Source organism: Streptomyces scopuliridis (genome assembly GCF_042790125.1).
Lineage (GTDB): Bacteria > Actinomycetota > Actinomycetes > Streptomycetales > Streptomycetaceae > Streptomyces > Streptomyces scopuliridis_A.
On record NZ_JBHTZS010000015.1, the window covers coordinates 179044 to 187834 of the forward strand.

The 8791-nt window shown below is 68.4% G+C and carries 5 protein-coding genes and 4 pseudogenes; 4 read left to right on the forward strand and 5 right to left on the reverse strand.

All coding sequences use genetic code 11. The features are described from left to right. Window positions 1-253: 253 nt before the first annotated feature. Window positions 254-585, forward strand: a pseudogene (locus ACFRKB_RS38965) (tyrosine-type recombinase/integrase); the annotation flags it as partial. A 697-nt stretch (window positions 586-1282) separates the two neighbouring features. Here the strand turns inward: ACFRKB_RS38965 and ACFRKB_RS23555 are convergent. The 5 genes from ACFRKB_RS23555 to ACFRKB_RS23575 all read right to left on the reverse strand — a co-directional run bounded on the left by ACFRKB_RS23555 (window position 1283) and on the right by ACFRKB_RS23575 (window position 6423). Beyond that, on the reverse strand, window positions 1283-1612 hold the full coding sequence (locus tag ACFRKB_RS23555; RefSeq protein WP_383108335.1) for a MazG-like family protein: 330 nt from the start codon (window positions 1610-1612) through the stop codon (window positions 1283-1285). Between the two features lie 26 nt (window positions 1613-1638). Beyond that, entirely contained in the window at window positions 1639-2961 is a 1323-nt protein-coding gene (locus ACFRKB_RS23560; RefSeq protein WP_383108336.1) for a UDP-glucose dehydrogenase family protein, read from the reverse strand. Between the two features lie 119 nt (window positions 2962-3080). Further along, a complete protein-coding gene (locus ACFRKB_RS23565) occupies window positions 3081-4301 on the reverse strand; it encodes a hypothetical protein (RefSeq protein WP_383108352.1) in 1221 nt (406 codons plus the stop codon). Between the two features lie 390 nt (window positions 4302-4691). Then, window positions 4692-5015 (reverse strand): hypothetical protein, encoded by a 324-nt coding sequence (locus ACFRKB_RS23570; RefSeq protein ID WP_383108338.1) that lies wholly within the window; start codon window positions 5013-5015, stop codon window positions 4692-4694. Between the two features lie 178 nt (window positions 5016-5193). After that, a complete protein-coding gene (locus ACFRKB_RS23575) occupies window positions 5194-6423 on the reverse strand; it encodes a helix-turn-helix domain-containing protein (protein WP_383108339.1) in 1230 nt (409 codons plus the stop codon). Between the two features lie 330 nt (window positions 6424-6753). Between ACFRKB_RS23575 and ACFRKB_RS23580 the strand changes: the two are divergent. From ACFRKB_RS23580 to ACFRKB_RS23590, 3 pseudogenes are all read left to right on the forward strand, one after another. Continuing rightward, window positions 6754-7107 (forward strand): annotated as a pseudogene (locus tag ACFRKB_RS23580) (NAD(P)-binding domain-containing protein); the annotation flags it as partial. Window positions 7108-7215: 108 nt separating this feature from the next. Next, window positions 7216-8212: pseudogene (locus ACFRKB_RS23585) on the forward strand (tyrosine-type recombinase/integrase); the annotation flags it as partial. Window positions 8213-8389: 177 nt separating this feature from the next. Then, window positions 8390-8698: pseudogene (locus ACFRKB_RS23590) on the forward strand (transposase); the annotation flags it as partial. Window positions 8699-8791: the final 93 nt, after the last annotated feature.

Consider the following 8791-nt stretch of genomic DNA (forward strand, 5'->3'; position numbering starts at 1 on the left):
GCCGCAGCCCGCGTCCTTGGGGTGCTTGATCAGGTGTTCCCCACGCCGGAACTGCAGCGTGAGCAGGAACGGCCCCGGCCACACAAGAGGTGGGCCGTCACGTTGTCGGTCGGGGCCCCAATCCAGGACCCGGAACCGGCGACGGAACTCGTACTCGGCTTGGGTCTCGTCGGCATCTCCGGCACGGAGCATGAGACGGCGGTGTGTTGCCTCAGGAGACAGGCCGTCGAACGGTAGCGGAGAGCCCTGGCCAGAGCGAAGCCAGCCGACAGTGTTGAGCACAGCGGGGCGGAACTGCCGGACGAAGGGGCGGAAGGCCCGCGCGAACTCGGCCTGCCCGAGGGCTTCCGCTTCTACGACCTCCGCCACACCGGGAACACCCTGGTCCCCCAGTCGGGCGGCACATTGAAGGACGCCATGGTCCGCGCCGGCCAGTCCTTGGAGAAGGCGGCCCTGATCTGCCAGCACTCGACGCTGGAGCGGCAGAAGGAGGTCGCGGCCGGACTCGACGCCCGCGTGCGCGCGGAACGGCATGACATGGCCGTCGACGAGGCAAGTGGTGCGAAAGCGGTACGCCGGGCCTGACGCTGGATTGACCGACCGCTCGGGGGCTGACGTGACGCGGCGTCAGCCCCCGAACCTGCGTACCGCTACGTAGAGTGCCCGGTTCTGTCTGCCAGGCGGCCCTGGTCCGCCCCCAAATGAGCTTCCCAGCAGCAGTGTTGGCTGCACAGGAACGCTTATGCCGTGATCGACAGTCGCAACGTTCAGTAGCTCAGGACGGCCAGAGATATGGTGTATGCCACACAAAGTCGGTCTCAGGATTCGAGAACATGCCCGAATGGATATTCGACAGATCTCCGAGGCTCGCTTCGTTGCGCCAATTGACCGCCAGATGTGGTGCACAAGTGGTGTGCGGCCCTCGAATTGGACGAGACAACAAACAACCCCCGGGTCGTTGACCTGGGGCTTTTTCATGGAGCGGGTGACGAGAATCGAACTCGCGCTCTGAGCTTGGGAATCAACGGTTCTTGAACGGCTGTAGTGGCTCTGGCCTGCATGTTTGGCTGGAGAAGCCGAAAGTGGTCGCCCAGTCGCAGAGGCTTCCTCCCGATCACGATGCTCGCTCCAGCTTCGCGGCCGGTGGAGCCGGGCCAGAACGGGGCGACCGCAGGAGTGCCCGGGCGCAGGCAGCCCGGGCTCAGGCACCTGGCGCAACCTTGTGCCCGGCATGGCCGCCGACCGCGTCTTGTGGGCGCGCGCGGCCGACGGCGTTCCATTCTCAGGCCGCAGCAGGGGTTTCCCGTCCTCTGCGAGTGCAGTGGTGGAGGATTTCATCGATGGTGGCGCGGGCGCTGGTGGGGTCGATGTAGTGCATGGCCAGGAGGGCGGCGATGACGGCGCCGACGAGGTCGTTCTGGACCTCGGACCAGGTGTGGTCGTCGCCGCAGGTGGTGAGGCCCTTCAGGCCGTGGAGGGCGTGCATGGCCTCGCCAGCCTCTTCGGCCACCTTGCCGACCTGGAGTGCCTTGAGCTCCTCGTCGGGAAGATGGGCGCCCGCCGCTCGGCAGACGGCGGAGAGTTTCTCGATGTTGTCCCACAGGGTGTCCACGTTGGACCTCCGATCGATGGGTTCGGCTATTCCTGTGCGGGTCGTCCGAGCTGGCGTACGGTCCATCCGGCCATGCGCCAGGCGTCGGCGTCGATGAGGTTGCGGAGGTCGACAAGGATCGGGTCCGCGACCAGTGGGGCGAGGGCCTTGGGGTCGGCCTCTCGGAAGTGGGGCCACTCGGTGGCCAGGACGATCAGTTGGGCGCCCTGGACGGAGTTGTCGAGGGCTTCGGCGTAGTCGAGCTCCGGGTGCCGGTGCAGTGCCGTGGGCACGGAGTGCGGGTCGTGGACGGTGACGGTCGCACCGCGCTGGTGCATGAGGGCGGCGATCGCCAGGGCCGGGGATTCGCGGACATCGTCGGTGCCAGCCTTGAAGGAAGCTCCCCAGACGGTGACGCGTACGCCGTCGACGGGGTGGCCGAGGGTCTGCTCGATGAGCTTCAGCGCAGCGGTGGGGCGGGATTCGTTGACCTGCTCTGCCGCCCGCAGGAGGGTTGCTGCCTCGGTGGCTCCGAGGGTGCTGGCTGAGGCTGTGAAGGCGCGGACGTCCTTGGGGAGGCAGCCGCCGCCGTAGCCGGGTCCAGCGTTGAGGCCGCCGCGGCCGATACGGGGGTCGAGGCCGATGGCCTCGGTGAGCTGCTGGACGTCGGCTCCGGCGGCGGTACACATGTCGGCGACGCCGTTGATGAAGGAGATCTTCATGCCGAGGTAGGCGTTGGCGGCGCCCTTGATGAGTTCGGCGGTGGCGGGGTTGGTGACGAACAGCGGGATCCCGTTCGCCAGGAGAGGTGCGTAGACCTGGCGTACGGCGTCCTCCGCGCGGGCCGAGGGGACGCCGACGACGATCCGGTCGGGTCGCAGGGTGTCGTCGATGGCGTGGCCCTCGCGGAGGAACTCCGGGTTCCAGACGACCTCTACGTCCTCACCGGCCGGGGAGAGACGCGCGAGGAGAGCGCCGAGGTCGCGTGAGGTGCCGACGGTGACCGTGGACTTACCGATGATCACGGTCGGGCGGGTCAGGTGCGGGGCCAGGGCGCGGGCGGCCCCGAAGACCTGGCCGGTGTCGTAGCTCCGTCCGTCCGCGTCGATGGGCGTGCCTACGGCGAGGAAGTGGATGTCGGCGAACTCGGCCGCCTCGGTGAGGCTGGTGGTGAACCGCAGTCGCCCGGATGCGGTGTGGGTGGCGAGGAGTTCCGGGAGGCCCTCCTCGTAGATGGGGCACTCGCCGGCGTTGAGGCGGTCGATCTTCGCCTGGTCCAGGTCCACGCCGATGACCTCGTGGCCGATCTCGGCCATGGCAGCGGCGTGGGGGATGCCCAGGTGACCGCAGCCGATGACGGATACGCGCATGGGGTCGACGCTCCTTTCCTTGCCTCTCGCCCGCCCGGTGAGTCCGGGCCGGCCGGGTGCGTCACGCTAGCGTCACCACCCGGCGCGGCCCTCTTCGTGCAGGTAAATCAACCAGCGTGCTACTTCAGGAGATTGACCAGTGCGGGCAACGCCTCAGCGGCGGTTGCCCGGCACACCAGGTCACCGTCCTGGGGCCCCTCCAGCGGGTACGGCATGAACTGGCCGTCGTGCCAGAAGCCCTCCGGGTCCAGGTAGACGATCTGCATGCCGCGAGCACGGGCGCGAGCCTGGACCTTGCGTCGGTCGGCGTGCAGGCCGACGACGAGGAGTGCCTTGGCGCCGTCGACCCACTCGACGTCGGGTACGGCTTGGTCGTAGCGGCGCATGAAGCACTCGTCGAGCCCGGCCCGCGCGGCGAGCACGTCGAAGTTGTTGGTGATGACCGGACCGACGAGGTGCCCGGCGTCCTTCAGTTCCTTCAGTGCCCACATGGCTGGGGTCGGCTCGGCCAGGAAGCAGGCACGGAACATCTCCACGAATTCCGCCGTCTTCTCCTCCGGCTCCGTCAGCACCTCATGGAGGAGTGTGTCCGCTGTCGGGGAGAGGGTGAAGCGGTGCTCCCGCGGCTCGTGGCCCTGGCGGTCGGTGACCCGGTAGATCTCGTGGAGCCGGTGCAGGAGCGGGATGCCCGCCTCGACCGACGTACCGCATCCGATCTCCACCTGGAACGGTCGTAGGTCCGCGAGGACGGATAGGTCCGGTACGCGGGTCGGCGTGCCGGGGCGGTCTTTGAACCGGATTCCGGTGGAGAGCACGTTCCACGGCAGTTGCCGGACAGCGGGCGGCGGCGCGTAGGACACAGAGGCGATCTGCACGTCCAGGCTCCGGTAGCCAGCTGGGAGGGTGCGGCCCGCAGCGGCGTCCTGGGGGTGGACGTCGTGCTCGGTGATCCGGCACTTCAGATCCCGCCGTGTCCATAAGAATCCACCGGGAGCCTCCTTCCAGCCGCCAGTGGCGAGCGAATCCCACAGGGCGTCGTGGTGCGTGTCGATCTCGTCGGCCGGGGCGGATGCGGAGTGATAGAGGTACAGGTCGGTCAAGCCGATGGCCGGCGCAGCCGTGGTGGGCACCAGGCCGTACCGGTACCGGTAGTGGATGATCCGCCGCCGTGCGTCGTCGGAGGCCGCCCAGCCGGACTGGCCGGCAGTGGCCTTCTCCTGGGTGCGGCGCCAGATGCCTTCCTCGATGTAGCGGGGGCGGTCGGCGTCGCCGAAGTACGTCTTCCAGACCTGCTGCTGGTCGGGGACGAGCTGGTCGATGACGATGTACGGGATGTCCACGATCCCTCCCTGGAGAATCACGCGTGGATGTTCCAGATGGCTGACGGGGTGCAGGCCGTCCCGCTCCGGGCAGCCGAAGCCGCGCTGAGCCGGGCGGTTCTTCAGCGCCGCTCGACGAGAGAGCAGCGTGGGAGGCTCCGGCGGTCAAGCGCGGGCAGACGGCGTCGGTGCCAGGAGCGGCCTCAGCGGTCGGAGGGGAGGCTCGCGTCCGGTGCGACGGCGTGGGCCGATGGCCAGCTCCTTCAAGGAGCGGGCCGGCGTGCTCACGCAGTGCCCAGGCCGGGCCGACCAGGCCGGCGACGGCCAGGAACGTGAGCGCGATTCGACCTTCGTGGTCGGCCCGTGCGGTTCTGGACGCGGCGATTCGGGCATGGCGGCGCCGCGCCCCGGTCACGAGGTGCCGCCGAGGGCGCGTTCGTGTGCATCCAAGAGGCGGCTGGTCTGCGCGTACAACCGCTCCAGCTCCGCCGTGGTGAGGATGAGGGCGCCATTGAGGGTCGAGCCGTCATCGAAGTGGAACTCGACGGGAACCGACCCTTGCCGGGCCCTCGGGTCGTAGACCGCGTCCCGGCCGGCCAGCAGCGTGGCGTGGGTGGCCTTCACCGGCACGGGCCTGAGCGTTGTCCCGTCGGCGGGCGCGGACCACTGGGCCCCGCCCCCGGGCGGGCGCAGGTGGTAGGTCGTGGCGGAGCCCTCACCAGGGAGAGCGACCACGACCCCCACACGGTCCTCGCGGGCGCTGTCGGTGGCGAGGTCGCCAAGCCGGGGAACGAAGGGAGCTGCGGTACCTAACCCGGATCCCTGCGAGGAAAGGTGGGGAGAACGTCGTCGCGTCATGCCCTGAAGTTAGGGACAGGGCAACCCTCGAATATGAGCCGGAGGAATACGACCCCTATCCGTCCAGGTGAAAGCGGTCGGACATGCGCCGCAGCTTCTCCCGCGTGGCTGCTCGTTCCGCGTGGACGATGCTGCGAAGCGTCGAACGGGCGATGGGGTGGTTCCGTACGAGCTGGGGCGCGATCCGCTCAGCCGTCTCCAACTCGGCCAGGGCCTTGCCCCGGTTCCCGTCCCACAGCCAGGCGCGCGCGACGTCCATGTGGTGGTGACCCTGCCGGGAGTTGGGCAGTGACCCGACCAGTACTGGGCTGGTACGGCGGTTTATCTCCAGTGCCTTGCCCTGCTTGCCCATTTCCAGGGCCACGCTGATCGCGTGGATCTGCACGTTCCCGGCGGAGAACGTCAGCGAATGCCGGTCGTACACCGGTGCCCCGACATACGCGTCCATGCGCTCGGCAGCAGCCTTCGCGTGTCCGATCCGGTCCTCGGCCTCCGAGGCGCGGCTGGCTCGGGCGGCAGAGACCGCGGCCCGAAGCTGCAGCGTGCCCCAGGCCCGCACGGCCAGCGGCTCGCCACGGTCGTACTCCTGCTCCACCGAGGTGATCGCCTTGTCCGAGAGCGTCAGAGCGTCGGCCCAGTCAGCCGTCGCCCACATGTCCCAGACCCTCATCCAGTCGGCGACGGCAGGCAGCACCGGATCTCCCGACAACCTGGCCGACCATGCGGCCCGCTCGCACGCCATGGCGACCAGTTCGGGGTGCCCGAGGGAGTGGGCGGCGGTGTGTGCGAACTTGCAGCACACGGCGTAGACGGCATACGCCTCCTCCCGCTCGTGCCCCTCCGACTCCTCCGCCAGGGCACGCGCCTCGCGGAACAGGTCCGGGAGAACCCGGAGAATCGCCACGTTGGAGGCGGTGTCCCGCAGGCGGTGCAGCCGGGTCACCTCACGCCACAGATGTGACGCGGGCCGCGGAGCCCCGTCGAAGACGGGGACGAGGTCGTAGCGGCGCAGCTCGCGCAGGATCGACGAGGCGGCAACCTGCCACTGGTTGTCGTCGGGGGAGCTGCTGTACGGGCGCCCGATCAGGTCATTCGGATGGACGTGCAGCTCCGCGGCCACCTGGTTGAGCAGCCCGACCCGGTCCAGCTCGATCAAGCCACGCTCCATCTTCGACACCCAGCCCTGCGACTTCCCCAGGGCCGTCGCCAGGTCGGCCTGCGGCATACCCAACCGCAGCCTCGCCCTGCGGACGCGCTTGCCGATCTCCTCGGCTTCCTCCAGCATCAGGACACCTCCCGGCCGCCGGACGATCCGGCGCGATCGCCGGTCTGTCCGTACAGAGTTCGTCTCCAGCACGGTACCCATGACGCGGCTTGCGCGTGAGACGAGCTGCCGGGACAGGGGTGCCACAGCTGTGTTTTCTGCTTCGCCATGAAGGGCCGACACGAGGCAGGAGGAACTTTTGCCTAATCGGCGACTGGCTCGGCCGAGCCAGGTGCTGAGTCCTCCGCCGTTGCTGCTCTACGGCAGCGGATCATGTTGATGAGGAACACACCGCGTTGCATTTCGCCGGAGGTAGCCAGTGACCGTCGTGACCGTCTTGCACCGGGATCCATGGGCGCGGCGGTCACCGCCGAGGTAGTCGCCGGCGGCCACGACGTGCTGTGGGTTTCCAAGGGCCGCAGCGAGAACACGTGGCGACGCGCGAGGGAGGCCGGCGCCACGGCCTGCGACTCGCTTGCGGAAGCGCTGTCCCGTAGCGCGGTCGTTCTCTCGGTCTGCCCACCGCAGGCGGCGGAGGACGTGGCAGCGGCCGTGGCTGCGCACGCCTTCGCTGGGGTGTACGTCGATGTCAATGCCATCAGTCCCCAGCGCGTGCAGCGCATCGTGGAGGAGATCCGCCCCGGCTCCGAGGTCGTCGATGGTGCCGTCTTCGGTCCGCCGCCGGGTGGAGGGCGTACGGCACGGCTCTATCTCGCAGGGGCCGGCTCCGCCGTCGACCTGGTGGAGCCGCTGTTCACGGACTCCTCGCTGGATGTGTGCCGGGCAGGCGAGGCCATCGGTTCCGCTTCCGCCCTGAAGATGGCCGACATCGAGCGCAAGCACTGGGTTGATCCCGACGCCGGCTCGATCAACTTCGAGACGTACGCCATGAAGTGGGTTAGAGGAGCGCGGGCTCTCCGCCACCACGGAGGAGCTGTACCGAAGGCTCCTGCGCCTGCGCCTGCTGCCCGCATTCGCCACGGCGAACCTGGACGCCATCACGCCGGCAGGTGTGCGCACCTGGCGGGCCGAGCGGTTGGGGGCTACCGGTGCGACGACCGTCGCCAAGTCCTACCGTCTCCTCAAGGCCATCATGGAGACGGCGACCGACGACGAGCTGATCCGTCGCAACCCCTGCCGGATCAGGGGCGCCGGCAGCGAGAAAGCCAAGGAACGCCCGACGGCCACTGTCGAACAGGTCGACGCGCTCGCCGACGCCATGGGACCGAGGTGGCGGCTGATGGTCTACTTCGGTGCCTACGGGCCCATGCGCCCGGAGGAGCAGGCCGCCCTTCGGCGCCCCGACGTCACGCTCGAACCCCTCGCGGTCAAGTTCCGTGACGCCGCACCCGAGCTGACTACCGGTCGCCGCGTCGAAGGCGACACAAAGTCGGCCGCAGGAAGGCGAACCGTCTTCCTCCCCGCCTTCCTGCGCATCGAAGTGAAGCGTCACCTCGACTGATACGCCGAGAAGGAACCCGACGGGCTCCTGTTCGTCGGGGAGAGGGGAGCCCTCTTCCGCCGATCCACCTTCGGCCGCAAGTGGCGCAGGGCTCGGGCCAAGGTCGGCCTGCCGGAGGGCTTCCGCTTCTACGACCTCTGGCACACCGGCCATACCCTGTCCACCCAGTCGGGCGCCACGCTCAAGGACACGATGGTCCGCGCCGGCCAGTCCTCGGAGAAGGCTGCGCTGATTTACCAGCACTCCGATGGGGAGCGGCAGCAGGAGGTTGCGAAAGGTATTGATGCCAAGGTTTGTGCCGTCAGGCAGAAGGCGGTAGCTGAGGCATCGCAGGTGCATGAAGTCTGAGGGGATCTGACAGCGGCGGTGCGGTGCGCTGTCGCACCGCCCGCGCCCGAGTGTATGAAGCGAGATGGCTCTAAGTGGGCGGTTCGTGATTCTTTGAGTGGATCTGCTGTCGCCTGATGGTGTGGCGGTGGGGCGGAACTTGCCGGTCCGGGGTTGTTGATCTGGTGATGTGACCGGGTGAGTGAACGCAAGCCGTACCCGAGTGACTTGTCGGCCGAGCAGTGGTCGTTGATCGAGCCGGTGATCACCGCATGGAAGGACCGGCACCGCTCAGTCAGCGGCCACCAGGGCGCCTACGACATGCGGGAGATCGTGAACGCGATCCTCTACCAGGGGCGGACCGGCTGCCAGTGGGCCTATCTCCCGCACGACCTGCCGCAGAAGAGCGCGACCTACTACTACTTCGCCGCCTGGCGGGACGATGGGACCGACCGGGTCATCCATGAACTCATGCGCTGCCAGGTCCGGGAGAGGGCCCGGCGATTACTGACCTTGAAGGCGGGTTGTCGTAGGGGCTGACTGTTGTTGATCGTCGCGGTATGCCGGTTGTATGAGGTATCCGCAGGGTGGGGGTCTGAC

Excerpts from the sequence above, each read along its gene's own strand:
- ACFRKB_RS23560 (WP_383108336.1), bottom strand. The coding sequence starts at position 2,961 with ATGCGCGTATCCGTCATCGGCTGCGGTCACCTGGGCATCCCCCACGCC.
- ACFRKB_RS23575 (WP_383108339.1), bottom strand. The coding sequence starts at position 6,423 with ATGCTGGAGGAAGCCGAGGAGATCGGCAAGCGCGTCCGCAGGGCGAGG.